We start from the raw sequence: 20,774 nt of genomic DNA on the forward strand, positions 1-20,774 counted from the left end.
GCGTCCGGGCTTCTAGGAAAATTCCGAGCCGGGCTCGGAGCGCCGGCCCCCGGCAAACCAGCCTTATCCGAGCCGGCCTTTCAGCAAAGGCCGATGTCCCGAAAGCGCCGCCCGCGCGACAGTAGGGGCATGCAACACACCGCCTCACCCACCCGGGTTTTTCTGGCCGACGACTCCGCGCTGAGCCGTAGCCGGGTGGCCGCGATGCTGCTCAACCAGGGCATGGAAATCGCGGGGCAGGCCGATACGCCGGAACTGGCTGTTTCAGGCATCCTGGCAGTCCGGCCCGACGTGGTGGTGCTCGACGTTCAGTTCGAAAGGGGCACGGGCATGCAGGTGCTGCAAGCCGTCCTCAAGGCCACGCCGGGTATCCCCTTCATCGTCCTGAGCAACCACGCCGAGCCAGCCTACCGCGCGCGCTACCTGGCCGCGGGCGCCGCCTGCTTTCTCGACAAACACGCCGAGTTCTACCAGCTCGGCAACGCCGTGGCCGGACTTGTGAAAACCCGGCCGGCAGGCCAACCCGTTTCTTACGCTTGATCCCAAAAGGAGCCGTCATGACCCCAGCCTGTTCATCCGCCGTCCATACACCCGCCGCCGCCATCCCGCCGCTGACGACCCGATGCTCAGACTGCAATCTGCGGGACATCTGCCTGCCTTGCGGGATGACGCCCGCCGACGTGAACGGGCTGGACGGGCTCGGCTTCAACCGCAGCAAGGTCAAGGCGGGCCAGGCGCTCTACCATGAGGGCCAGCCTTTTCGCAACATCTACGCGGTGCGCATGGGCACCTTCAAATCCAGCCTGACGCTGGCCGACGGCCGTGAACAGGTCAGCGGCTTCCAGATGGCCGGTGAACTGATGGGCCTGGACGGCATCGCCAACGGTTCTTATGCGAGCAACTCGACGGCGCTCGAAGACACCGAGGTCTGCGCCATTCCCTACGACCAGATCAGCGGCCTGGCCGCGAGCAGCGCCGACCTGCAGCAAGCCGTGAGCCGTTTGATGAGCCGGGAAATCGTCAGGGAACACAGCCTGATGATGCTGCTGGGCAGCATGAATGCCGAAGAGCGCCTGGCCGCCTTCCTGCTGAACCTGTCGCAGCGGCTCAAGCTGCGTGGTTATTCGGCCGGCGAGTTTCACCTGCGCATGTCGCGCGCCGAGATCGGCAGCTACCTGGGCATGAAGCTGGAAACCGTGAGCCGCACGTTTTCCGCATTCCAGCAGCAGGGCATCCTCGAAGTCGACAAACGCCATATCCGCATCGTCGACCACGCGGCGCTCAAGCGCGTCTTCGATACCCGGGTTCACTGAGGCGCGGGCAGGGCGCCGGCCATTTCTTCTGAAGTAGGCCTGCCGGAAAAATCCGTCCACTGCCGCCGCTCGAAGTCATAGAGCTTGCAGCGGCGCGCGGTGTCAAAGTACCAGCGCCAGGAAAAAGGCTGCACCACGATGTGGCCGGGCAGCCGGGCTTCCAGCATGGCCTGGGCCTGCTTGAGGCGGTACAGCGGCACGCCCATGTCCACGTGATGGGCGGTGTGCTCCATGATGTGGTGCAGCGCCGCGCCAAAAAACGTGTTGAAGCTCAGGTGCACGGTGGTGGAGACAAAGGGGTTGGCGTCGGACCAGCTCTTCTTGTTGTCGTACCAGGCGATGCGGGTGTGCGTGTGGTGCACGTAGACCACAAAACCCATGAGGGCGTTCCACACCAGCAGCGGCAGGAAAAACCCGACACCCAGAAGCCAGGGCACCGACTGGCCGGTCGCCGATGCCGCCGCAAGCAGGCCGGCGACCCAGGCCGCGGCGACGGCAGTGACCAGCAGGCTGTCGGCCACAAAAATGCCGCGCCGCGTGGGCATCACGGCTTTGGACGGGAAATACAGCCGCTTCCACCAGATTTCCAGAAGGTAATAAAGCCAGGGCGCCCAGCCGCTGCGGTAGGAGCGCTCCAGCCATTGCCGCCAGGCGGGCATGCGCTGGTAGGCCTGCAGGGTCGAAGGCTGCCAGACGAAATCAAAGCCGCTGAGGTTGGTATAGCCGTGGTGCACGATGTTGTGCCCGACATCCCACAGGCTGTAGGGCGTGAGGGAGGGCAGGAACAGCAGGCGGCCCAGCCAGCGGTTGAGCCTGCGGTGCGGTGTGAAGCTCTGGTGGCAGGCATCGTGGCCCAGGATGAACAGCCTGGCGATCATGAAGCCGGCCAGCAGGGACATGAGTATTTGCCCGGCGGGATGGCGCGCAAGCAGCGCCCCGGCCATGCAGGCGGCGAACAGGACGAAATCCATCAGAGCCAGCGCCAGGGCGATGCCGGTGTTTTTGGCGGAGATGGGGAGAAGCCAGGAGCGCAGAACTTTTCGGTGGGGAAGGGGAGTGGCGGGGGAGGCTTGGATTGCTTGGGAGTTGGGCATAAGGAGTGAAGGGTTAGCGGCCGGGGCCCTTGGACCCAGGGCGATAGCGAAGCCGCCAGCTTACGGCGCGCCCCTCCCCGTGATTTGACGCAGGTCAAGCACAAGGCAAACGCGCCTACCCCTGCGCCCCCGTTGATCCATGTCAACGCGGCCGGGGCGGCGCGGCGGCACAGTGGAGGCCTCACACTCCCCCAAGCATTCCATGCCCGCAGTTCTACCCCAGGCCCTCAAGCGCTTCGACATCTCCGGGCCGCGCTATACGTCTTTCCCCACGGCGGACCGCTTTGTCGAGGCCTTTAGCGCCGGCGACCACGGCCGCGCGCTGGACGACAGGCGATCCCGGGCCGAAGCCTCGGCCGCGCCGCTGTCGCTCTATGTGCATATCCCGTTTTGCGAGTCGCTGTGCTACTACTGCGCCTGCAACAAGATCATCACGAAACAGCACGGCCGCGCCGCGGCCTACCTGGGTTACCTGGAGCGAGAAGTGGCCCTGTACACGGCGCGCCTGGGCCCGGGCCAGCCTGTCAGCCAGCTGCACCTGGGCGGAGGCACACCGACTTTTCTGTCCGACGCGGAACTCGCGCAGCTGATGGACATGCTCAGGCGCAATTTCGACATCGTCGCAGGAGCGGAGATGTCCATCGAGGTGGACCCGCGCACCGTGGACCAGCAGCGCCTGTCCGCGCTGGCCGCTCTGGGCTTCAACCGCCTGAGCTTCGGCGTGCAGGATTTTGATACCGACGTGCAGAAGGCCGTGCACCGCGTCCAGCCGGCGGAGCAGGTGTTCGCGCTGGTCGCGCAGGCGCGCGCGCTCGGCTTTGAATCCATCAATGTGGACCTGATCTACGGGTTGCCGCGGCAGACGCAAACCTCCTTCGCGCGCACGATACGCCAGATCGAGGAGCTCAGGCCGGACCGCATCGCCCTCTACGCCTACGCCCATTTGCCGGAACGCTTCAAGCCGCAGCGGCACATCCCGCTGGCGCTGCTGCCCGCGGCCGAAGACAAGGCCGCCATGCTGGCCGAAGCCATGCAGCGTTTCCAGGGCGCGGGCTACCGCTACATCGGCATGGACCATTTCGCCCTCGAGAACGATGCGCTGGCCGTGGCCAGCCGGGAGGGCCGGCTGCATCGCAACTTCCAGGGCTACAGCACCCAGCCCGACCGCGACCTGGTCGGCCTGGGGGTGTCGGCCATAGGCGCGGTCGGCGCGAGCTACAGCCAGAACGCCAAGACGCTGGAGGAATACTGCGACCTGCTGGACCAGGGGCGCTTCCCGGTCACGCGCGGCCTGGCGCTGAGCCGGGACGACCTGGCGCGTCGCGCGGTGATCATGGCCATCATGTGCCAGGGCCAGGTATGGTTCGAATCGATAGAACTCGCCTGGATGCTGGACTTCAAGGCTTACTTCGCGGCGGAACTGGAGCGCCTGCGCGAACTGGAAAGCGCCGGCCTGGTGGTGCTATCCGACGCAGGCATAGCGGTGACGCCCGAAGGCCGGTTTGTGCTGCGCGCGGTCGCCATGGTGTTTGACCGCTACCTGCAGTCCGACCTCAACCGCAGCCGGTTCTCGCGCATCATTTAGGCGGCTTGAGGTCCGCACCATCATGTCTTACGCACTCGCCACGACAGCCTTGCTGATGGGACTGGCCGGTGGCCCGCACTGCGCCGTGATGTGCGGCGCGGCCTGCGGCGGCTTGAGACGCATAGGGCGCATGGGCACGCAACCGCAGCGGCGGCCGCATTCGCCGCTGCTCTTCCAGGCCGGGCGGCTTGTGGGCTATTCCACCGCCGGCGCGGCGGCGGCGACAGCGGTGCAAAGTTTTGCCTGGATGACGGAACAGGCCGCCGTGGTCAAGCCGCTCTGGGTGCTGTTCCACCTGGCCGTTCTGGGCTGGGGACTGATGCTGGTGGTCAACGCCAGCCAGCCGGCCTGGGCGGACCGGGCAGGGCGATCGGCCTGGTCCCGGGTGGGGGCCGTGGCCGTTTCGCGCGGCGGTATGTTCTCTGTCGGCGCGCTGTGGGCTTTCATGCCCTGCAGCTTGCTGTATTCGGCGCTGCTGGTGGCGTCGTTGAGCGGCGGGCCGCTGCAGGGGGCGCTGGCCATGGCGGCTTTTGCCGTGGGCAGCGGCATCTCCCTGCTGCTGGCGCCGCAACTGCTGGCAGGGCTGCGGCGTGCCGGCAACGGCCTGGGCGGGCAACTGGGCGTGCGCCTGGCCGGTGGTGTGCTCGTTCTGGCGGCCGTGTTTGGCCTGTGGGGCGACATGACGCATCGCATCGCGCAGTGGTGCGGGCTGGCGTGAGGGATATCAGGCTCGCCCTCAATGTAAAAAATGCGGCGGGGAGGGGCCGGCATGGGTCTGCACCGGGCCTGGGACGGCGGGAGGGTCTGCGGGAATCTGCAGAATACGCCGGATGGTGCTTAACAGCTCAATGTTGGAGGTCCGGACCTTGAGCAGGACGGCCTCGGCCTGTTTGCTTACCGTCAGGTCCGCGGCGCTGGGCGAAAACACGATCACCGGCGGCCGCGGATCGAGCGCATCGATGTCTTCCACCAGGTCCCAGCTTGACTCCTTGCCCAGCCCGAGGTCCAGCAGCACCAGGTCAAAGCGCTGCTCCTGCAGCAGGGCACGGGCTTCGTCCAGCGTAGCGGCAAATTTGAAGATGGCAAAATCCCGGGCGACCTCGGCAACGATGCGCTGGATATCGAGATCGTCTTCCACATGCAGTATGCGCGGCTTGCCGGACGGCATGCCGGCGACGGCCCGTCGTACGCTCTGGATCAGCTGGTCCTCATCAATCGGCTTTTGCAGCCAATCCGAGACCGTGAGCGGTTTGTGGTTGAACTGCAGCTGACCTTCCTCGGCCAGGGCCGAGATCACCACGACCGGCAGCTTGCGTGTGCTTTCGTTGTCGCGCAGCGCACTGATGAAAGCCATGCCGTTCTGGCCCGGCAGTTTCAGGTCCACGGTTACGGCATCGTAGCTGCTCCGCGCAAGGCATGCCAAAGCCTGCTCCGCGCTATACGCCGTCTCAGTCTCAAACCCCGCCTTGGCCAGCATCATGCTGATGAGCGTTGCCACGTCGGGGTCATCCTCGCAAATCAGGATGCGCGGCTGGAAGGAATCAGCCTTGGCCCGGAACGGCTGCAGCAGCGGCACCGTGTTCTGCCATTCGGGCAATTCGAAGAAGAAGGTGGTGCCCGTGCCCACCGCGCTGCTAAAGCCTATGCTGCCGCCCATCTTCTCGATGAGCGCCTTGGAAATGTTGAGCCCGAGACCGGTCCCGCCTTTTTGCCGGGTGTCGGAAGAATCCGCTTGCGAAAATTTCTGGAAAATTCGGCTACGAAACTCTTCCGGAATACCGGGGCCGCAGTCCACCACTTCGACCCGCACACTCTGGGCCAGGCACGATACCCGCACCTCCACCGCCCCGCCCGGTGGCGTAAATTTCACTGCATTGGACAGCAGGTTGGTCAGCACCTGGATCATGCGGTCCCCGTCAATGCGCACCTGCAGCGGTGCATCGGGTGCCTGCAGCCGCAAGGTCACGCTGTATTGGCCCGCGAAACCCTCGTTGGCGGCCAGCACCTGCTGGACCAGCGGCTTGATGTCGATGACCTGCAGGTCCAGGCGCATCTTGCCGGACTCGATCTTCTCGCTGTCCAGCATGTCGTTGATCAACCGGATCAGGCGCTCACAGTTGCTCTTGGCGATACCCACCAGGTTCTTCACGGCCTCAGGCAGCTCACCGCCCACGCCGCCGAAGATCAGTCCGAGCGAGCCGCGGATGGAGGTGAGCGGGGTCCTCAATTCGTGCGAGACCGTCGAAATGAATTCGTTCTTCATGTTTTCGACCTTCTTGCGTTCTATCAGGTCGTAGGCAACGCAAAGAAAACCAGTGAGCGCGAGCTGCTCATCCCTCAGCGCCGTGACCGATACCATGACGGGCAAACGGCTGCCGTCCTTACGGATATAAGTCCATTCCCGCTCGTCTGCCGAGCCGCCGCGCGCCCTGGCAACGAGCGTTTCGAAACCGGCCGTGACAGGCTGTCTCAGTTCGATGCTTAGCTGCTGCGCGCGCTCCGCCATTTCGGTTTTGTCATGCAGCAAGTCAGGTGTATGCCGGGCGAAAACCTCGCTGGCCGAATAACCCAGCATGCGATGCGCGCCGTTGTTGAACAGACGGATCATGCCCTTGGTATCCGTCGAGATGATGGAGAAATTGGCGCTATCCAGGATTGCCTGTTGCAGTTCCGTGCTTTCCGACAGCTGGTGATTCAGCGTGCGCTCGACCTCCCGGGAGCGTTTGCGCGCGATTAGCCAGAACAACAGCGCCAAGCCGAACGTGGTCGAGGTGGAGGCCGCAACAATGAATTGCACCCGTTCCGACTGCGCATTGTTGCTCGTGATCAGCTCCTGCATCTGCTCGACCTGCTGGTCGGACAGCTGTTGTACCACCGCCTGAAAGCTGTTCTGCGCAGGCATCAGTTCTTGCCCGATGATGCGGTTGACTTCGCGCTCGTCGCCGGTCATTTTTGCCCGAAATGCGTCGCTGCGGATCTTCTGGTATTCCAGGCGCCGTTCTGTTGCCGTGGAAAAGGTTTCCGCAATCGGGCCGTCGTGCAAGGCTGTCTTCAGCTGGCCCAGGATGCCGTTGACATTTTTGACCGTGTCGTCAATCTCGACGCGGACTTCCTTTTCAAGTGCCGGGTCATTGCTTTTGAGAAGAAGCAGCGTCCGCAGGGTATTGGCCCGCGTCAAACGATGCCATTCCTTGATCTGCCGCTCAACCTTCAGTCCCGCGTCAACGACCTCATCGTTGACGCGCTCCAGCTTCATGATCCACCACACTCCGGTGATGGCGATCAACGCGGTGAATGCCAGCATGGAGCCCAGGCCAATAAGGAATTTCCCTTTGATGCCGCCGAATTGCCAATGTTTCATCGCAGTTTCTTTATTTCGCATGCAATTTCGCCAGGTTCGCTATCGAGGAATTTCACGCAATGCGCGCCGCATCGCGGACCTTGGCTGCATCGGCGATCGACAAATCTTCCAGGCGATTGCGCACCTGCTGCAGATAGTCCAACCGGAAACGGCGCAAAATGAAATCCCGGTAATCGTTGTGCTCCAGATCGCGCCAGGCGCATCGCTTCGCCACCTCGGAACATTCACGGGAGCGCACCATCATGTTGTCGCTGATCACTGCCTGTGCATCGGTCATCCGTTCATAGCCATAAAGCGCCATGTAGTCGCGCGCCAAGGTTTCGATCACTTCGATCTCTTTCATCGAAAGTTGCGTTTTGAACTTGTCCGTGTTGGCGGCTATCGGCGCGAAGCAATTTGAAGCCCAGAGCGCCGACATGTGGGAGAGCTGCTGCGCCTCGTGCGAACGCGTTACATCCAGCATTTGCGGCAGGTACTCGATACCGAAAAAGCGGCAGACCTTGCGCAGCGTGCTCTCTTGATCGGCAAGAAAATCTTCATAGCGGACGGTAAGCACCCGTTCCGGATATCGCTCGGCCAGTGACAGCGCCACACGATAGGCATCAACCCATGCCTTCGCGTTCAGGGTGGTATCGAAATCGTGGATGATGGCGCGGGTCATTGAGGCGACCTGCGCGCGCGGATCTCGCACAACATTCAGGAACAGCAGCTGCGGAAACAGGCTCATCAACTCGTCCGCATAGTGCACGCTGTCGAGCGATTTATCCATGATGATTCTTGCGCCATGCTGCTCCCCGGCGCTTAGCAGCAATTCCCAGACGATGCGATGCACGCTACGCCGTTCGTGGCGTATCGCCTCGAATACCTGCCTCGGATCAAATACCACGTTTGACCACTTTACCGGGCTTGCGGCCTGCAAGCCCACCACATCCACCACCATGCGGAAGTACGCCTGGTCATCGGAAAGATCGCCATAGAGCGGCACCAAGGGCATGAAATCCACGATATGCAGCGGATAGGGCGAGTAAAAATGTGGATTGAAGTTCAGGCGCAAGCGCAACGCATGGCTGCCGCAGCGCCGCAGCGGAATCATCAGGATCGGCCGCGGGCGAGAGTGCACAACGGCGCCGACATCCTTTGCTCCTGCTACCTCCATATGCCTGCTCCCGTTATTGTTTAAATTGAATATGCTGAAATATTCAACACAAAAAGGCCAAAGAAATTCTCGGCCAACCGATCATGAGGACCGCTCTGTGTTGCTGGCTCATGTGAAGCAGCGCTCCGAAACAAGGTCGAGCAAGGTCTGGGTCGAATCTTTCAAGGGCAGTGCGTCGGTGTCGAGCACCAGATCAGGTATTAGCGGTGTTTCGTAGGGAGACGAGATGCCGGTAAATTCCGCAAGCTGTCCGGCGCGCGCCCGCACATACAGTCCTTTTGGGTCGCGCTGTTCGCAGACGGTTGCCAGCGTACTGACATGGACTTCAATGAATCGCGCATCGCCGATGATGGCTTGAGCCATTTTCCGGTCGTCCCGGAACGGCGAAATCAAGGCGGTGATCACGATCAATCCGGCTTCATTCATCATGTGCGCGACTTCGGCCGTGCGTCGAATGTTCTCACGTCGGTCCGGCGCGGAAAATCCCAAGTTTTTACTCAGTCCATGCCGGAGGTTGTCGCCGTCCAGAACGAAGCAAGGATGGGCAAGATCCAGCAGCATTTTTTCCAATGCGTATGCGAGCGTGGACTTTCCCGCGCCGCTCAATCCGGTCAACCAGATCGTGGCCGGCGCGTGCCCGAGCAAGGCTTGCCTGCATTGCTCGGTGACCGTGCCGGAGTGGTAGAAAATATTTGTGCCGGGCAGGCTGCAGCCCTGTTCTGAAGGCTGTACGGCTACTGCAGCAACGTCAGTCGCGGAGTCCTTCGTATGCATAGACGTTCCCATGCTGGGAGTTCCTCGTTTGAATGCGCTCATCCAATCTGGATGTTGCGCAAGCGCAATATGGGCATGTCAATATCGGACAGCAACGCGAAAAATCACAAAAGCAAAACGAAGATACTCTGCGATAGTGATTAGTCAATACTACCTTCGTCTATGTGGAAGGTTGAATCGCGCTGAAGGCTGCACAACCTGGGTATCCAAAGCTCGCAGGCGCTTCGTGCGCACCACCGACAGCAAGCACGACTCGGGCAATACGCGAGCGACACATACCGGCGAGCACTGCGGAAGGCCGGCTTTCGCGGCTCAATGAGTGCACCGGCCAATCCGCACCACAATGCACGGCCGAGAGCTTCATGAAGACAGTACTACCTTCGTCTACGTGAAAGTTGTTAGGCAATATTACCTTTGCGTTTTCGGCCTGGCGTATCCCCTTGAACCGGACTGCTCATCATTGGAGGCTGACCGCTGGCGGGGCCTTCAATCACCGCGGAGCCATCGTAGTCACGGAAATCCAGCTTGCCAAATAAGCCGGTTTCCCTGCCGGCCCTTTGCCGGGGTTGACAGACCAATAACCATCGGGTTATGCTTTCGGCATGCCAACAGCCACCATCGCGGACGAAGTTTTCAAGGCGCTTGCCGATCCGACACGACGGGCGATCTTTGAACGCCTGGCCCGTGACGGTACGCAGACCGTGCGCGCCTTGACGGATCGCGCGGGTGTGTCGCAGCCGGCCGTATCCAAACACCTGCGTGTCCTGAAACAGGCGCGGCTGGTGAACGACAGGCGCGATGGGCGCGAGACGCACTACAGCGCCGAACCGCTGGCGCTTGCGCCGCTGCGCGACTGGATGAGCGTCTACGGCGCGTTCTGGCATGACCGTTTTGATGACCTTGAATCATTATTGAAAAGGATGGACCAATGAGCGCAACCCAAACCCCAATCCAAAGCCAGGCTTCCACTGAAACCCGCTCCGTCGTTGTCGAGCGCGAAATCCCTTACCCGCCGCAAAAGATCTGGCGCGCGCTCACGCAGCCGCAGCTGATCGCCGAGTGGCTCATGAAAAACGACTTCCAGCCCGTGGTCGGCCACGGCTTCAAGCTCAGCGCCGACTGGGGCGCTGTCGACTGCCAGGTGCAAACCGTCGAACCGGAAAAAACGCTGTCCTACACCTGGGCGGCCTATGGCCTCGAGAGTGTGGTCACCTGGACGCTGACCCCCACAGGCACGGGCACCCGTTTGCGCATGGAACAAGCCGGCTTCCGGACCGACCAGCAACAGGCCTTCCAGGGCGCCAAACACGGCTGGCAGCAGTTCTTTGCCCAGCTGGAGCAGGTCCTGGCACGCCCAGTGTGAGCTTTCATCCGAGGTCCTGAAATGAATGCCATGGCCAAAAAAGCAGCCGGCGCGCCGGCGAAGTCCGCGAAACCGGTCCTGCTCTCAGGCGGCAACCCGCAGATCGCGAAAGGCGAGGGCGACGCTCCCGTGCAGGCCTATATCGCGGCCATGCCGGGCTGGAAAAGCGATGTCGGGCGACGCCTCGACGCGCTGATCACGCGCACCGTCCCCGGCGTGCGCAAGGCCGTCAAGTGGAACTCGCCGTTCTACGGCGTCGAAGGGCAGGGCTGGTTCCTGAGCTTTCATTGCTTCACGCACTACGTCAAGGTAGCCTTCTTTCGCGGCCTGTCGCTGCGTCCCGTGCCACCCGTCGAATCCAAAAGCCAGGACACGCGCTACCTCCACATCCAGGAGGACGGGCAGTTCGACGAGGCCCGGCTGGCCGCCTGGATCCAGCAGGCCAGCGAGTTGCCCGGCGAAAAAATGTGAACGGCACAACCATGAGAAAGGCAACATCATCATGAAGAAAGCAACGGCGAGCGATGCGGCGCAAGACAGGGAAGGCGGCTCCGCCTCCGCGCAGATAGACGCGAAGATCAAGGCCCTCGACGACTGGCGCGGCGAGACGCTGGCGCGCATCCGCAAGATCATCCAGCAGGCCGTGCCCGAGGTGGTCGAGGAAATCAAATGGCGCGGCGTTCCGGTGTGGTCGCACGGCGGCATCATCTGCACCGGCGAGACCTACAAGAGCGCCGTGAAAATGACCTTCGCCAAGGGCGCCAAGCTTGAGGATCCATCAGGCCTGTTCAATTCGAGCCTCGAAGGCAATACCCGCCGCGCCATCGACATCCATGAGGGTGACAAGATCGATGAAAAGGCCCTGAAGGCGCTCATACGCGCCGCCGCGGCGCTGAACAAGGGATAGCGCATAGCGGGAGCCGCCTCCTCTAATTGGAGGATGCGGTGTAGGCCAAAAGGTAGCAAAGTCGCCCACAGGATGCATCCGGGTCAGAAGCAGGCCCGGTACCCCTCAATGTCCCCCCGAAGGGAGAAATGTGACGGCTTCGCAAGATCCTCCAATAGCCACCGCAGGCAAGCGCATCAGCCTGCTGGATCCGCTTGCCGTGCGCCGCTGGTGCGCCGAGCTGCAATGCACGGAGCTTGAACTGCGGGCGGCCGTCTATGCCGTGGGCAGCGAGCCCGAAGAGGTCCGCCGCTACTTTGGTCGCGGCCGGAAAACCCCGGCGGCGATCGAGGACTGAGAGCCTTCAGTCCGTCAGTACCGGGAGTCGTCCCGGGCGTCCGGTGACCACTCGGGGATGCCGGCCTCAAGCCGGCGCAGCGCGAGGCGGTGCTCCACGTCCTCGCACCATTGCTGGAATTCCTCGGGCGAAGGCGCGGACCCTGCTCCCTTCTGGAAGGCAGCCATCTTTTGCATAAACACCTGGTAGCGCCGTGTGCGTTCGAGCTCTTCATGCTGCTCAACTCTCACAGCGGCGCGCAGCGTTTCCATGACTCTGGAATCAGCCATACGCCCCTCCTGGGCAGTCAAGAAACAGTTAAAAGAAAACACCGATGGAATGAGGATTTTCTGGAGAAGGTCAAGAGGATTGCAAGCACGAAGTTGTGAGAAAGTTTTTCCGTCTATGGGCAAGGGCTCCTCCATTTGGAGGACTTTTTTGTAGGTTCCAGCTGAGCCTGTAAAACGGTTTTAGCCGACAAAACGAACTACTTTGTTTTGCGAATGATGCGGCATGAATACTTTATTCCAACCCCCTGTCATCGAGGTCCCCGCGCCCGAGGAGCAGCAAGAAGCATCCAGCACCGCTGAACTGCTTCTGGCCCTGGCGTTGGGTGTGTGCGCTCTCGCGGCGGTACGCCTGGCGGGGCTCGCGGCATTTGCCATCGCGCAACTGCTGGGGCAGCTGTGGGGCCGAGGTTAGGGGTCAAAAAATTTATCAAAGCCGGCTGGCCACCCTCGTCATCGATTGCCGGTCCGAAGAAGCGGATGCGGCTTTTTCCTACAGGCGGCGGCCCGTGCGCTGGCTATATTGGGCTGGCGATTTGATCCGATCGCACTCTCATTTGGAATGAGAAATTTCCGGCCCGGACCATCCGGGCTTTTTTTTGGCTGATAGCCGGAGCAGCCATGCAGGTTCACGGAAGTTGCCATTGCGGAAACATTCGCTACGACGCCGAGGTGGATCCGGAACAGACAGCGATCTGCCATTGCACGGATTGCCAGAAGCTCACGGGTTCCGCTTACCGGGTTTCGGTGCCCGCAAGGGAAGGTTCGTTTCACCTCATCGCGGGCGAGCCACGGATCTATATCAAAACTGGGGACAACGGCGCCAGGCGGGCCCAGGCCTTCTGCCCTCGATGCGGGTCACCGCTCTACACCTACGCGGCCGATGATCCGGGGATTTACGGGTTGAGGGTGGGCTGCATCGCCGAACGCGAAGCGCTGGTCCCGACGGTGCAGAAATGGTGCCGCTCGGCCCTGCGATGGACGGAAAACATTGCGGGCCTGCCAGGGCGGGAAGGGGATTAGGACGCCTGGGGCAGGGCGGGCTTACCCAATAGCGTCACCAGCGCCCGCACCCCCGCGACCACCTCATCGTCGCCGATCAGGCCCAGCCCGAAGGTCAGGCCGTTGTAGCGCAGCCGCCGCTGGCCGGAGCGGTCCAGCGCCTCAACCGCTATCCCCGCCTCGGTGGCCATGCGCGCCGTCTCATACGCTTCGAACTGCGGTGCGAGCATCGCGCTCACGTGCAGCCCGGCCGCCGACGGCAGCGGTATCAGGAGGCCTTCCGCATGCTGTTCGATGGCCTGTAGCAGGGTGTCGCGCCGCCCTGCATAGACGCGCTGCATACGCCGCACATGCCGTGCGAGATGCCCTTCGCGGATAAAGGCGGCCAGTGCCAGTTGGGTCAGCAGGGGCGGCGCGCCTTGGGTGGCGTGCAGCGCCGCGGCGAGGCGCTCCCGCGCCCAGGGCGGCGCCACCACGAAGCCGACGCGCAGGGCAGGGAACATCACCTTCGAAAAAGTGCCGACATAAAACACCAGGCCCTGGTCGTCGAGCGAATGGAGGGCATCGAGCGGACGGCCACCGAAGCGGAATTCGCCGTCGTAGTCGTCCTCGATCACGATGGCCTGGTGTTGCCGCGCGTGTTCCAGCAGTTGCGAGCGGCGAGCCAGGGACATCGCGGTGCCGACCGGGAACTGGTGCGAGGGCGTGACGCAGATGACCCTGGCCTGCGGCGGCAGGCGGTCGACGCGCAAGCCTTCATGGTCCAGCGGGACACGCTGCAGTTGCGCGCCGCGGAACGCCATGGCCGCGTGCAAGGGCGCATAGCCCGGGTCCTCAACGGCCACCACCGTGGCTTGCGGCGCAACCAGCACGTCGGCCAGCAGGGCAAAGGCATGCTGTGCGCCCGAGGTGATGAACACGTCTTCGGCGCTGCAGGCCACCGCGCGCGACATCGACACATGGGCGGCTATCGCTTCGCGCAACGTGAGGTCGCCGGCAGGATCGGTGTAAGCCCGGGGCGCACGCGCGAAGTCGTGCTGGGCACGGGCGCAAAGGCGGCGCCAGGTGTCCCAGGGCAGCTGCGAGTGGTCCGGCAGGCCGACCCGGAAGTCGAAACGCGGCCCGGCGGACATGGCCTCGGTGGACCACGGTATCACCTGCCGCCAGGCGTCGGGCAGCTCGGCCCAGGCCAGGGCAGGTGAGTCGGATGGCTGCACGCTGGGTCCGCGCGCCGGCACTGCGGTTGCGACAAAGGTGCCCGCGCGCTGGCGGGACAGCAGATAACCTTCGCTCACCAGCTGTTCATACGCGGCCACCACGGTGTTGCGCGACACGCCCAGCCTGGCTGAGAGTTCGCGTGTGGTGGGCAGGCGCAGGCCCGCAGCCAGGCGGCCGTCGATGATCGCGGCCCGGATCTGGCGGTGCAGGGCGGCGAAGCGGTCCCGGGACCCGGCCGCCGGCATCTCGATGTTGAATTCCATGCGTGTTATGGATCCTCTAAATTTCAAAATTGTGGCTCTTAGACGGTACCATATTCGATGCCATCCTCGGCCCTAACAAGGAAGGTGATGCATTAATGGATACCGCACTCGTCCTGCTCTCGCTGTTCGTGATCGACAGCCTGGCCATCGTCAGTCCCGGCCCGAACATCCTGCTGGTCGTGCATGCGGCCGCCGAACGTGACCGGCGCGGCGCTTTGCTGATAGCAGTCGGCCTGGCCAGCGCCGGCGCGATGTGGGCGCTGGTCGCGGTCACGGGCCTGACGGCGGTTTTCGAGCTGGTGCCATCGCTGCAGACGGCGATCCGGATCGCCGGCGCGGCCTATCTTTTGTACATTGCCGTCCGCTTGTGGCGCTCGCACGCAGGGCCCAAACCCACGGTGACCGTTTCGGGGCGGGAGGCACAGCCAGCGCACAAGGCGCTGCTGCGCGGTGTGGCCACCGGCCTGCTGAACCCGAAATCGCTGGCGTACTTCGGCAGCATCTTCGTGCTGCTGGTGCCGCCCGATGCCGGCTGGCCGCTACGCGCCGCGGCGGTCGCGCTGGTGCTCTTTGATGCGCTGCTGTGGTACGGCTTGGCCGCTTGCCTGTTCTCGACACCGCGCGTGATCGAGGGCTATATGACGCTGCGCCGGCCGATAGACCGCGCTTGCGCGGCGCTGATGGCTGCGTTTGGGATCAAGCTGATGTTGTGAACGATCTGGCGTACGGGCCAGGGTAGCGGGGTCCGCTCACTCGAAGAACACGGTGCAGGACGACCAGTTCACCACTTCCGGGGAGGAGGAAGCCGGCGCAGGCGCGCCGACCAGCGAAGTCAGGTGCAACACAGGCCATTTCGAGCCGGGAAGGGCTTGCCCGTGCACCTTGGCCACCCGCATCCATCGCTTGCCGGGGTCGTCGCCAACCGTCGTTTCGTTGTAGTCCAGACGGCCAAGGGGGCGTGAATCCGAAGGCTGGCCTACCGGGCGCCGGAACTGCCGAGGCATGTTCACGTCAGGGCCCGCATCGTAGCTGGACGAGCGTGTGTGTTCCAGGATATGTCCGGCGAGGCGCAGATCGCCGGGCTCACGCGCCAGCGGCCTGGAATCCACCAGCCAGAGATCCTCGGGCGCATTGCGCAAGACGTTTGTCGGGGAATGCGGCGAGGCCGCGTGCAGCCTGAACACGCCCCGTGCCTTTCCGGCATAGCCCACGGTAAAGGGCATGCGGCGGATGGTGACCGACGCGCCGTTCGACTCCACGAGACGGTCGTTCTGGCTTAGCTGGATATCACCGCAGCGCGTGTTGACGGGCTCGGGGCGATCAGAGGCGCAACCGGCAACAAGCACCGCGCAAACAGCGATCAGGCTCGCCGTCCTGCCAGAAGACGCGGCCATCTGTGTCGGCCAAAGTAAGGGGCGATTCATGCGGACCTTTCAGGGGCTTGGGTTGTACGTCGCATGGGTTTAAATATGACTTAACATAATATACATCGTAGAATATCTAAGGCGCTAGTCGCCGCGTCCCTCAGGCTCAAGGCCCCATAGGTCATGCTGGCCAGACTGAGCAATACGCCAACGGACGCCTCGCCAGTCTGATGCAACCACTTTCCCAGGACCTGTCTGAGTTGCTCCCCGCGCAGCGTCCCAGCGGTTTTCTCCAATGTGGCGCGCACTAATTCTTGTAGCGCGTCTTCTTTCGCGAACCCCGCTAGCCGCGCTCGATCTTCTGGCGTGCACGTCCGTTCGCCGGACTTCCAGAGGCTGATATTTTGCTGAGCAATGCCCATTGAGCGGGCAAGTTTGGCGTCGCTACCCACGGCTTGGGATGCCTTCGCGATGAGCGCAATCAGGGTCGGGTCGATTGACATGTGTATCACCTTCGCTAAAGTTCGATGTATCGAGTTTGCTTAATAGCAGATTTGATACATCAACTTTAACCCAGCGGTCACCGTGCCGCAAGAAAGGTCCCCATGTCTCAGGCTCCCCAAATCGCGTCGATCCTCGAAATCCTCCTGATCACGAACAAGTCCGGCAAGGCCAAGAAAACTGGCAACGACTACAGCATCAACGAGGCCCATTGCGTCCTGCGCAACGCGGACGGCACCCCCGGCGCGGTTGGCGTCCTGGTCATCCCCAAGCGCCTGGAAGAAAAGGCAAAGCAGGGCATGTTCACCGCTTCCTTTGGCCTCATCGCCGCCCAGTACGGTGAAAACCAAGGCCGCATCGTGGCCGAACTGACCGACCTCACCCCGGTTCCGCCCTCCTTTCAGGCGAAATCCGCACCTGCTCCCGTGGCTGCTCCTCGTGCTGCTGCAGCGGCCGCCTGAGCATGGGTCCCGAACTGGCCCTTGAACTCGTCAGGACATGCGTGTTGATCGCGTTCCTGAGCGGCGCCCTCGGCTGGGTCTGTGCCCAGTGGATTACCGACGTGCTCCACGGCGTCGCTGAGGCCGTCATGCGGCGCATCAAGCCGCCTTCAACCGCCGTGCTTCTGGCCATGGCTACCGCCATGCGTAAGCGTGCTGCAGCACTGGAAATCGAAGCATCGAAACAGAACGCCGCCCTGGTCGCGGCCAACGACAAAAAGCGCGGCTACCCGTGGATACCGGAGCGGCAACAGTAACTGCATTCTGAAGCGCTCCAGCGTTGGGAAACGTCGAGCGCTTTGGGCTGTAGTTCGGACGTCGTCCGGCCAGCACTTAGGAGAAAACGTATGTTGAAAGTCAAAACTCTGTGGGCCGCCATTACCGGCTTCATTCTGTCCCTGAGCGTGGGCCTGGCGCACGCCGTGGACAGCGAACTGGTCACCTCGGCCAAGGCCGGCATCGACACTGCCAAGGCTGACGGTATGTCGGTCGGCGGGTCGCTGCTGATCCTGTTCGCCGCCCTGTTCGGCGTCTACATGCTCATCGGCATGTTGAAGAAACGCTGATGGCTGCGGGCTTCAATTCCGAGGGGGTCTGCTACCTCAGCGTAGGCGAAGCCCTGAACGCCCGCTGCAGCGTTGTCTCGTCCGTCCTCGCTGACGGCACCGTCATGACCTGCAGCGGCGTTTCTAACCTCACTGCCATCGGCGGTGACCTCTCCTATCAAAAAATCTCGCCCACGGGCGCTGTCACGGTCCAGCTGGTGCCTGTGGTCCCGCTGCCGTGCGATAGGCCTACCTGGCTTGACACCTACTCGCCGCTCATCGGGCAGTACACGCTGTTGCTCATCGCCTTCCTCGGCGTCAAAACTCTGATCGGCATGTTCAAACATGACAACCTCCCATCATGACAATCGATTTAGTAGTCTTCGCGTTCTTGTTGTTGGCGGTCTACTGGCTCTTCTGTCACTGATCGCGTGTGGCTCTGCTAACGCGGGGTGGAAATATGAGTCCAATGCGTGCACGACTGCCGCTGCTGCGGGGTCTCAGTTCGCCTCAGCTAACACTGGTGTGTATCAGGGCTTTAGTTACGTCGCGACGCTGGCTACTGCTAATGAGACCACCGGGCTCATTACCGGGTCTAGCACATCGCATAGCGTTGCGACAGGCCAATACGCGGGGACCTCGAACTGGTCCTTTCAGCTAACGTCCTGTGATAGCAATGCATGTGTGGCGGGCACCGTAGGCTTTCATCGCGGCGTTGTTGCCGGCGAAAAGGTTAACCCATTCAATACCTGCCATCAGAACTGCGTGACCTCAGCAGTCCCGCGGCTCGACCTTGGTTTGTCCGTTACCTCCGGAAATCCGGTGCAGACCTACGCGACCTGGGAGCTCGTACGCAAAGCGGAGTCGTGCGACTCGGCCACATCCACACTTCCCAGCTTGCCATCGACCGGCACCACGTCCACGCCGCCAACACCTGAGCCAGAGTGCCCAGCAGGCCAGAGGCGCGTTTATTTCGCATCGGGTGTCCCTAGCTGTCAGCCTATCCCTGAGGACCGTTTCTGTCCCGTTGGCTACACCTACGGCACCGTCAACGGCAAAGACACGTGCATTAGCCAGAGCAACGGCCCGCCCACATCCAGCAGCCCGACTACCACCGACAAGACGCCGGCGACGGAGTCCAAAGAGTCCAGCACGACGGTGACTAATCCGGATGGGTCCACCACGACGACGAAAACCGTTAGCGACGGTCGAGGCGGCGGCTCAGTCACCACCACCACGACAAGCGCTGACGGGAAAAATATAGAGTCCGTCACCAAGAAAATGGGAGAGGACCCGGACGGCAAGTGCGAACCCGGCACGCTCGGTTGCATGAAGCCTGGCACGCCCAGCGGCACCGGCCCGTCAAAGTCAGAGCGCACCGTCACCCTGGGCGGCACTGGTCTTAGCGGCTTCTCCAGCGAGTGCCCTGCAGATCGAAACATCGATACCCAGGTTGGAACGCTGCACATCAGCTTCTCCTCAATGTGCGGTGTTGCGCCCAATCTCAAGCCCTTGATCCTTCTCGCAGCCGCGCTGATCGCAATGGCAATCGTCGTTAGTTCTTTGAAGTCATAACTATGGATTTAACAAGTTGGCTTTACAACATGGTGTCGCCGCTGGTGGCCCGTGTCCTCGCAAGCATGGGCTTGAGCATGATTTCCATCAAGGGCGTGGACGTTGCCTTTGACCAGGTCAAGGGCTACATGCAAACGGCGGTGAACAGCTTTCCCGCCGACCTCTTGAAGCTCGGCGGGCTATTCGGCTTCGACCTGGGCTTTCAATGGATCCTCGGCGCGATGGCATTCAGCCTCACGATGTGGGCGCTTAAGTCTTCGTTCTCGTTCTTCGGGTCGTCGTCATGATTCTCATCATCACGGGTGCACCCGGTAGCTGTAAGTCGCTCTACACCGTCACTGAGTTGATGCACAAGCGCTTCGCGGGGCGTGAGTTCCTCGTCAACGGCATTCCGGGCTTGTTGGTCCCGCATCAGCTGATCAGCGACGACGACGTAACGCTGTGGCACAAGGGCGGTGTGGCCGTAGAACAGCCCACTACAGTGGATGAGGCCGGCAATGTCATCGAGCATCCTCCCCTGCCCTCCTTCGATGTCAAAAACAAAGTTATCTTCATCGATGAGATTCAGCGCCTGGCTCGGCCTCGTCCGGCCTCGCAAAAACCGCCAGACTGGATAGCAGCGCTCGAAGTCCACCGGCACCACGGCGTCGATATCGTCGTGATTACCCAGCATCCCCAGCTGATCGATGTGAACATTCGGCGGCTCTGCGGTCAGCACATCCATATGCGCCGCATGTGGGGCCGCGCGCGGGCCATCACCTACACCTGGGACCATTGCGGCTCTCCGGAGAGTCCGAAGACTGCCCAGATCGGAACCTGGGGATACAAGAAGTGGGGATACAAGCTTTACAAAAGCGCCGAGGCGCATACCAAGTCCGGCATCAAAATGCCGCCTCTGGTGTACATGCTCGGCGCGTGCCTTATCGCCTTGCCCATCTCGCTGTACTTCACCAGCAACAGGCTGTTGACCCGGTTCACCGGTTCTGATGCTCCCGCCGCCTCTGCTGCAGCGCCTGCGGGCAAGCCCGGTGCCACCGTACTGGCCGGCACTCAAGCACCAGGCGCAACAGTTGCCACGGTCGCGCCTCGTGTGCGCGATATGCATGACCCGGGCGACAGGCCCATGTACGACGAAAAGCGCGAGATAGTCGCCGTCCCTCGCGTGGCCGGATGCCTTCGCACGGCAAAGCTCGGGTGTACCTGTTACACCCAGAACGCAACGCCTGTGCCCATGCCTAAGGACATGTGCGAGGACCGTCTAGCGGTGCCCAAATTCGACCCCTACGCGGCCATGTGGCCCACGGGCAGGGGTACGCCCTCCTTCCCGCTCTCCACCGTCCCAGAGCCGCCTGCAGAACAGGCCCAGGTCTCAGGCACCGGCTATGGCCTGCGCGACGGAGCCGTCATCGCGGCCATGAACAACCCCAAGGGCAAAGCCAATGCGCCGGCCTCTCGCTAAGTCACCTCCTGATAGACCGGTATTCGTGGGGGTGCCCTTTAGGGGGGAGGTGAAGCCTCTCCGGGGTATGGGGTGCAACCCCATGGGGACTGTTCAAGCCGCAGCCGGTCAGATTTTGGGGCGGCTGGTCGAGGCCGCCCGGATGGCCGCAGGCCCGGGCGGCGCGAAGCGCCGCTTAATTTATCTTAAGA

27 protein-coding genes are annotated in these 20,774 nt (G+C 62.3%); 19 read left to right on the forward strand and 8 right to left on the reverse strand.

What is annotated here, in order from left to right:
• Nucleotides 1-129 precede the first annotated feature (129 nt).
• Together AC1D0O_RS01610 and AC1D0O_RS01615 are read left to right on the forward strand one after the other, a co-directional pair.
• Nucleotides 130-540 carry a response regulator gene (locus AC1D0O_RS01610; protein WP_477651804.1) on the forward strand — a complete coding sequence of 137 codons (411 nt, stop codon included), beginning with the start codon at nucleotides 130-132 and terminating at the stop codon, nucleotides 538-540.
• A 17-nt stretch (nucleotides 541-557) separates the two neighbouring features.
• A complete protein-coding gene (locus AC1D0O_RS01615) occupies nucleotides 558-1,313 on the forward strand; it encodes a helix-turn-helix domain-containing protein (protein WP_477651805.1) in 756 nt (251 codons plus the stop codon).
• Here AC1D0O_RS01615 and AC1D0O_RS01620 read toward each other — a convergent pair.
• The gene (locus tag AC1D0O_RS01620) at nucleotides 1,307-2,407 is read right to left on the reverse strand and encodes a fatty acid desaturase (RefSeq protein WP_477651806.1); all 1,101 of its coding nucleotides are present in this window, start codon (nucleotides 2,405-2,407) and stop codon (nucleotides 1,307-1,309) included. The two genes, AC1D0O_RS01615 and AC1D0O_RS01620, sit on opposite strands and share 7 nt — an antisense overlap.
• 202 nt (nucleotides 2,408-2,609) lie before the next feature.
• On the opposite strand from AC1D0O_RS01620, the gene hemN reads away from it, so the two are divergent.
• Nucleotides 2,610-3,992, forward strand: a complete 1,383-nt coding sequence (gene hemN / locus AC1D0O_RS01625; RefSeq protein WP_477651807.1) for an oxygen-independent coproporphyrinogen III oxidase — start codon at nucleotides 2,610-2,612, stop codon at nucleotides 3,990-3,992.
• 22 nt (nucleotides 3,993-4,014) lie between these two features.
• Nucleotides 4,015-4,710, forward strand: coding sequence for a sulfite exporter TauE/SafE family protein (locus AC1D0O_RS01630; RefSeq protein ID WP_477651808.1), 696 nt, complete (start codon nucleotides 4,015-4,017; stop codon nucleotides 4,708-4,710).
• Between the two features lie 18 nt (nucleotides 4,711-4,728).
• Here AC1D0O_RS01630 and AC1D0O_RS01635 read toward each other — a convergent pair whose 3' ends face one another.
• The 3 genes from AC1D0O_RS01635 to cysC all read right to left on the reverse strand — a co-directional run bounded on the left by AC1D0O_RS01635 (nucleotide 4,729) and on the right by cysC (nucleotide 9,325).
• Nucleotides 4,729-7,353 carry a response regulator gene (locus tag AC1D0O_RS01635; RefSeq protein WP_477651809.1) on the reverse strand — a complete coding sequence of 875 codons (2,625 nt, stop codon included), beginning with the start codon at nucleotides 7,351-7,353 and terminating at the stop codon, nucleotides 4,729-4,731.
• Nucleotides 7,354-7,405: 52 nt separating this feature from the next.
• Complete coding sequence (locus tag AC1D0O_RS01640) at nucleotides 7,406-8,509, reverse strand: sulfotransferase family protein (RefSeq protein WP_477651810.1); 1,104 nt, start codon at nucleotides 8,507-8,509, stop codon at nucleotides 7,406-7,408.
• A gap of 108 nt (nucleotides 8,510-8,617) precedes the next feature.
• Nucleotides 8,618-9,325, reverse strand: a complete 708-nt coding sequence (gene cysC, locus AC1D0O_RS01645) for an adenylyl-sulfate kinase (RefSeq protein WP_477651811.1) — start codon at nucleotides 9,323-9,325, stop codon at nucleotides 8,618-8,620.
• 560 nt (nucleotides 9,326-9,885) lie between these two features.
• Here cysC and AC1D0O_RS01650 point away from each other — a divergent pair.
• The 5 genes from AC1D0O_RS01650 to AC1D0O_RS01670 all read left to right on the forward strand — a co-directional run bounded on the left by AC1D0O_RS01650 (nucleotide 9,886) and on the right by AC1D0O_RS01670 (nucleotide 11,890).
• A complete protein-coding gene (locus AC1D0O_RS01650; RefSeq protein WP_477651812.1) occupies nucleotides 9,886-10,215 on the forward strand; it encodes an ArsR/SmtB family transcription factor in 330 nt (109 codons plus the stop codon).
• On the forward strand, nucleotides 10,212-10,646 hold the full coding sequence (locus AC1D0O_RS01655) for an SRPBCC family protein (protein WP_477651813.1): 435 nt from the start codon (nucleotides 10,212-10,214) through the stop codon (nucleotides 10,644-10,646). Before AC1D0O_RS01650 ends, AC1D0O_RS01655 begins: the two co-directional genes overlap by 4 nt.
• A 21-nt stretch (nucleotides 10,647-10,667) precedes the next feature.
• On the forward strand, nucleotides 10,668-11,117 hold the full coding sequence (locus AC1D0O_RS01660; RefSeq protein WP_477651814.1) for a DUF1801 domain-containing protein: 450 nt from the start codon (nucleotides 10,668-10,670) through the stop codon (nucleotides 11,115-11,117).
• 31 nt (nucleotides 11,118-11,148) lie between these two features.
• Nucleotides 11,149-11,553 carry a DUF1801 domain-containing protein gene (locus AC1D0O_RS01665; RefSeq protein ID WP_477651815.1) on the forward strand — a complete coding sequence of 135 codons (405 nt, stop codon included), beginning with the start codon at nucleotides 11,149-11,151 and terminating at the stop codon, nucleotides 11,551-11,553.
• 130 nt (nucleotides 11,554-11,683) lie between these two features.
• Nucleotides 11,684-11,890 carry a DUF3606 domain-containing protein gene (locus tag AC1D0O_RS01670; protein WP_477651816.1) on the forward strand — a complete coding sequence of 69 codons (207 nt, stop codon included), beginning with the start codon at nucleotides 11,684-11,686 and terminating at the stop codon, nucleotides 11,888-11,890.
• Between the two features lie 14 nt (nucleotides 11,891-11,904).
• Here AC1D0O_RS01670 and AC1D0O_RS01675 read toward each other — a convergent pair whose 3' ends face one another.
• Nucleotides 11,905-12,159: a hypothetical protein gene (locus AC1D0O_RS01675; protein ID WP_477651817.1), complete on the reverse strand. Its 255-nt coding sequence runs from the start codon at nucleotides 12,157-12,159 to the stop codon at nucleotides 11,905-11,907.
• A 223-nt stretch (nucleotides 12,160-12,382) separates the two neighbouring features.
• Between AC1D0O_RS01675 and AC1D0O_RS01680 the strand changes: the two genes are divergently transcribed.
• Nucleotides 12,383-12,571 (forward strand): hypothetical protein, encoded by a 189-nt coding sequence (locus AC1D0O_RS01680; protein WP_477651818.1) that lies wholly within the window; start codon nucleotides 12,383-12,385, stop codon nucleotides 12,569-12,571.
• Nucleotides 12,572-12,777: 206 nt separating this feature from the next.
• Entirely contained in the window at nucleotides 12,778-13,179 is a 402-nt protein-coding gene (locus AC1D0O_RS01685) for a GFA family protein (RefSeq protein ID WP_477651819.1), read from the forward strand.
• Here AC1D0O_RS01685 and pdxR read toward each other — a convergent pair.
• Nucleotides 13,176-14,639 (reverse strand): MocR-like pyridoxine biosynthesis transcription factor PdxR, encoded by a 1,464-nt coding sequence (gene pdxR, locus AC1D0O_RS01690; protein ID WP_477651820.1) that lies wholly within the window; start codon nucleotides 14,637-14,639, stop codon nucleotides 13,176-13,178. The genes AC1D0O_RS01685 and pdxR overlap by 4 nt on opposite strands.
• A gap of 95 nt (nucleotides 14,640-14,734) precedes the next feature.
• Between pdxR and AC1D0O_RS01695 the strand changes: the two genes are divergently transcribed.
• On the forward strand, nucleotides 14,735-15,352 hold the full coding sequence (locus tag AC1D0O_RS01695; RefSeq protein ID WP_477651821.1) for a LysE family translocator: 618 nt from the start codon (nucleotides 14,735-14,737) through the stop codon (nucleotides 15,350-15,352).
• Between the two features lie 36 nt (nucleotides 15,353-15,388).
• Here AC1D0O_RS01695 and AC1D0O_RS01700 read toward each other — a convergent pair whose 3' ends face one another.
• Both AC1D0O_RS01700 and AC1D0O_RS01705 read right to left on the reverse strand, forming a co-directional pair.
• Nucleotides 15,389-16,063 carry a hypothetical protein gene (locus tag AC1D0O_RS01700; protein ID WP_477651822.1) on the reverse strand — a complete coding sequence of 225 codons (675 nt, stop codon included), beginning with the start codon at nucleotides 16,061-16,063 and terminating at the stop codon, nucleotides 15,389-15,391.
• Nucleotides 16,064-16,113: 50 nt separating this feature from the next.
• Nucleotides 16,114-16,506, reverse strand: a complete 393-nt coding sequence (locus tag AC1D0O_RS01705) for a hypothetical protein (RefSeq protein WP_477651823.1) — start codon at nucleotides 16,504-16,506, stop codon at nucleotides 16,114-16,116.
• Nucleotides 16,507-16,608: 102 nt separating this feature from the next.
• Here AC1D0O_RS01705 and AC1D0O_RS01710 point away from each other — a divergent pair, with 102 nt between their 5' ends.
• From AC1D0O_RS01710 to AC1D0O_RS01740, 7 genes are all read left to right on the forward strand, one after another.
• Entirely contained in the window at nucleotides 16,609-16,965 is a 357-nt protein-coding gene (locus AC1D0O_RS01710) for a hypothetical protein (protein ID WP_477651824.1), read from the forward strand.
• 2 nt (nucleotides 16,966-16,967) lie between these two features.
• The gene (locus tag AC1D0O_RS01715; protein ID WP_477651825.1) at nucleotides 16,968-17,261 is read left to right on the forward strand and encodes a hypothetical protein; all 294 of its coding nucleotides are present in this window, start codon (nucleotides 16,968-16,970) and stop codon (nucleotides 17,259-17,261) included.
• Between the two features lie 90 nt (nucleotides 17,262-17,351).
• On the forward strand, nucleotides 17,352-17,570 hold the full coding sequence (locus AC1D0O_RS01720) for a major capsid protein (protein WP_477651826.1): 219 nt from the start codon (nucleotides 17,352-17,354) through the stop codon (nucleotides 17,568-17,570).
• Nucleotides 17,570-17,914: a hypothetical protein gene (locus tag AC1D0O_RS01725; protein WP_477651827.1), complete on the forward strand. Its 345-nt coding sequence runs from the start codon at nucleotides 17,570-17,572 to the stop codon at nucleotides 17,912-17,914. The genes AC1D0O_RS01720 and AC1D0O_RS01725 overlap by 1 nt, the downstream gene beginning before the upstream one ends.
• A gap of 319 nt (nucleotides 17,915-18,233) precedes the next feature.
• On the forward strand, nucleotides 18,234-19,124 hold the full coding sequence (locus AC1D0O_RS01730; protein ID WP_477651828.1) for a virulence factor TspB C-terminal domain-related protein: 891 nt from the start codon (nucleotides 18,234-18,236) through the stop codon (nucleotides 19,122-19,124).
• Nucleotides 19,125-19,126: 2 nt separating this feature from the next.
• Nucleotides 19,127-19,411 (forward strand): DUF2523 family protein, encoded by a 285-nt coding sequence (locus AC1D0O_RS01735; protein WP_477651829.1) that lies wholly within the window; start codon nucleotides 19,127-19,129, stop codon nucleotides 19,409-19,411.
• Nucleotides 19,408-20,583, forward strand: coding sequence for a zonular occludens toxin domain-containing protein (locus AC1D0O_RS01740; protein ID WP_477651830.1), 1,176 nt, complete (start codon nucleotides 19,408-19,410; stop codon nucleotides 20,581-20,583). Before AC1D0O_RS01735 ends, AC1D0O_RS01740 begins: the two co-directional genes overlap by 4 nt.
• Nucleotides 20,584-20,774 lie beyond the last annotated feature (191 nt).

This window comes from Polaromonas sp. P1_F2, assembly GCF_056405735.1.

Coding starts and splice junctions, on each gene's coding strand:
- AC1D0O_RS01650 (WP_477651812.1), top strand. CDS start 9,886: ATGCCAACAGCCACCATCGCGGACGAAGTTTTCAAGGCGCTTGCCGAT.
- AC1D0O_RS01710 (WP_477651824.1), top strand. CDS start 16,609: ATGTCTCAGGCTCCCCAAATCGCGTCGATCCTCGAAATCCTCCTGATC.
- AC1D0O_RS01705 (WP_477651823.1), bottom strand. CDS start 16,506: ATGTCAATCGACCCGACCCTGATTGCGCTCATCGCGAAGGCATCCCAA.
- AC1D0O_RS01615 (WP_477651805.1), top strand. CDS start 558: ATGACCCCAGCCTGTTCATCCGCCGTCCATACACCCGCCGCCGCCATC.
- AC1D0O_RS01635 (WP_477651809.1), bottom strand. CDS start 7,353: ATGAAACATTGGCAATTCGGCGGCATCAAAGGGAAATTCCTTATTGGC.
- AC1D0O_RS01735 (WP_477651829.1), top strand. CDS start 19,127: ATGGATTTAACAAGTTGGCTTTACAACATGGTGTCGCCGCTGGTGGCC.
- AC1D0O_RS01610 (WP_477651804.1), top strand. CDS start 130: ATGCAACACACCGCCTCACCCACCCGGGTTTTTCTGGCCGACGACTCC.
- AC1D0O_RS01680 (WP_477651818.1), top strand. CDS start 12,383: ATGAATACTTTATTCCAACCCCCTGTCATCGAGGTCCCCGCGCCCGAG.
- AC1D0O_RS01660 (WP_477651814.1), top strand. CDS start 10,668: ATGAATGCCATGGCCAAAAAAGCAGCCGGCGCGCCGGCGAAGTCCGCG.
- pdxR (WP_477651820.1), bottom strand. CDS start 14,639: ATGGAATTCAACATCGAGATGCCGGCGGCCGGGTCCCGGGACCGCTTC.
- AC1D0O_RS01655 (WP_477651813.1), top strand. CDS start 10,212: ATGAGCGCAACCCAAACCCCAATCCAAAGCCAGGCTTCCACTGAAACC.
- cysC (WP_477651811.1), bottom strand. CDS start 9,325: ATGAGCGCATTCAAACGAGGAACTCCCAGCATGGGAACGTCTATGCAT.
- AC1D0O_RS01740 (WP_477651830.1), top strand. CDS start 19,408: ATGATTCTCATCATCACGGGTGCACCCGGTAGCTGTAAGTCGCTCTAC.
- AC1D0O_RS01620 (WP_477651806.1), bottom strand. CDS start 2,407: ATGCCCAACTCCCAAGCAATCCAAGCCTCCCCCGCCACTCCCCTTCCC.
- AC1D0O_RS01640 (WP_477651810.1), bottom strand. CDS start 8,509: ATGGAGGTAGCAGGAGCAAAGGATGTCGGCGCCGTTGTGCACTCTCGC.
- AC1D0O_RS01725 (WP_477651827.1), top strand. CDS start 17,570: ATGGCTGCGGGCTTCAATTCCGAGGGGGTCTGCTACCTCAGCGTAGGC.
- AC1D0O_RS01720 (WP_477651826.1), top strand. CDS start 17,352: ATGTTGAAAGTCAAAACTCTGTGGGCCGCCATTACCGGCTTCATTCTG.
- AC1D0O_RS01715 (WP_477651825.1), top strand. CDS start 16,968: ATGGGTCCCGAACTGGCCCTTGAACTCGTCAGGACATGCGTGTTGATC.
- hemN (WP_477651807.1), top strand. CDS start 2,610: ATGCCCGCAGTTCTACCCCAGGCCCTCAAGCGCTTCGACATCTCCGGG.
- AC1D0O_RS01685 (WP_477651819.1), top strand. CDS start 12,778: ATGCAGGTTCACGGAAGTTGCCATTGCGGAAACATTCGCTACGACGCC.
- AC1D0O_RS01700 (WP_477651822.1), bottom strand. CDS start 16,063: ATGAATCGCCCCTTACTTTGGCCGACACAGATGGCCGCGTCTTCTGGC.
- AC1D0O_RS01675 (WP_477651817.1), bottom strand. CDS start 12,159: ATGGCTGATTCCAGAGTCATGGAAACGCTGCGCGCCGCTGTGAGAGTT.
- AC1D0O_RS01695 (WP_477651821.1), top strand. CDS start 14,735: ATGGATACCGCACTCGTCCTGCTCTCGCTGTTCGTGATCGACAGCCTG.
- AC1D0O_RS01630 (WP_477651808.1), top strand. CDS start 4,015: ATGTCTTACGCACTCGCCACGACAGCCTTGCTGATGGGACTGGCCGGT.
- AC1D0O_RS01665 (WP_477651815.1), top strand. CDS start 11,149: ATGAAGAAAGCAACGGCGAGCGATGCGGCGCAAGACAGGGAAGGCGGC.